Genomic DNA, 1365 nt, shown 5'->3' on the forward strand with positions numbered 1-1365 from the left:
GGACGTGCTGGCCAAAGCCGGGTTAGCCGTCAGCCTGCCCGGCGACGAGCGCAAATACCACGCCCGCGTCGAGGGCCTGGACGATGTCGAAGTGGTGTTCCTGTCGGCTTCCGAGATATCAGGCGAGATCGGCCAGGGTGCCGTCGATCTCGGCATCACCGGCGAGGACCTGGTGCGTGAAAACCTTGCCGACTGGGAGAGCCGCGCCGAAATCGTCGCCCGTCTCAGTTTTGGCCATGCCGATGTCGTGGTGGCCGTGCCGGACATCTGGCTCGATGTCGACACCATGGCCGACCTCGACGACGTCGCTGCCGATTTTCGCCAGCGCCATGGCCGGCGGCTGCGCATCGCCACCAAATACTGGCGGCTGACCCAGCAATTCTTCTCGCAGAAGCACGGCATCCAGGTTTATCGCATCGTCGAAAGCCTGGGGGCCACCGAAGGTGCGCCGGCGGCCGGACTGGCCGATGTCATCGTCGACATCACAACCACCGGCTCGACGCTGCGCGCCAATCATCTCAAGGTGCTGGGCGATGGCCTCGTCCTTCGCTCGCAGGCTTGTCTCGTGGCGTCCAGGAAGACACGGGCGGCGGCCGATGAAGCGGTCCTGCGCGACATCGCGGCGAAGATGGCGGCTGCGGTCGGATAGCGGCGGGCCTTCGCCCGCTGCCCCTCACGGCTCCGAACCCGGCTTGAAAACCCTGACGGCGGCCGTCCCGCGGTGTCGGTAGCCTTGCGCCGGGGCTTTCCTGTATAGGAATTATTTCCTTGACTGGTGAGAGCAGCTATGCTACATTTTTACCTATGGTGCTGATTTGCGCCAGTGACCCGCCGCCCAGGCGGGTTTTTGCGTTTGATGTTCATCAACCAACGAAGGCCCCGAAGCGTCGTGGGCCGGATCGTTGCCCTGCCACGACTATCGCCGGGATTTTCACCACCCCCTCAGGCTGATAGGCTCGGCCAATCCCGGGAGGAGAGAGCGATGCCGGTCAATCTCGACGAGCTGAAGAATGCCAGCAATCTGCGCGGACGCGGAGCGCGAGCGGGCGGTGTCTTCGTCGCACCCGTCGATGGTAGGGCGCATGTCTCTGGCGAACGCAGCGTGCCGCTGCTCGACAAGACCATCCCCGCGCTGTTTTCCGAGACGGTCAGCAAATATGGCACGCTCGACGCCGCCGTCTTCGTCGACCAGAACAAGCGCTTCACCTGGAGCGAACTTTCGGACACGGTGGATGCGCTGGCCGCCGGCTTCCTGGCACTGGGCCTGGCAAAGGGCGATCGCGTCGGCATCTGGTCGCCCAACCGCTGGGAATGGCTGGTGACGCAGTTCGCCACCGCCCGCATCGGCCTGATCCTGGTCAACAT

The 1365-nt window shown here is 64.4% G+C and carries 2 protein-coding genes; both read left to right on the forward strand.

Annotated features, from left to right (window positions below; genetic code table 11):
- The coding region (gene hisG / locus EN879_RS36015; RefSeq protein WP_127274719.1) for an ATP phosphoribosyltransferase at positions 1-649 on the forward strand (649 nt) is incomplete at its 5' end.
- A gap of 333 nt (positions 650-982) precedes the next feature.
- The coding region (locus EN879_RS36020; protein ID WP_164774837.1) for an AMP-binding protein at positions 983-1365 on the forward strand (383 nt) is incomplete at its 3' end.

It is taken from the genome of Mesorhizobium sp. M7A.F.Ca.AU.002.02.1.1 (assembly GCF_003998535.1).
GTDB classification, from domain to species: domain Bacteria; phylum Pseudomonadota; class Alphaproteobacteria; order Rhizobiales; family Rhizobiaceae; genus Mesorhizobium; species Mesorhizobium ciceri.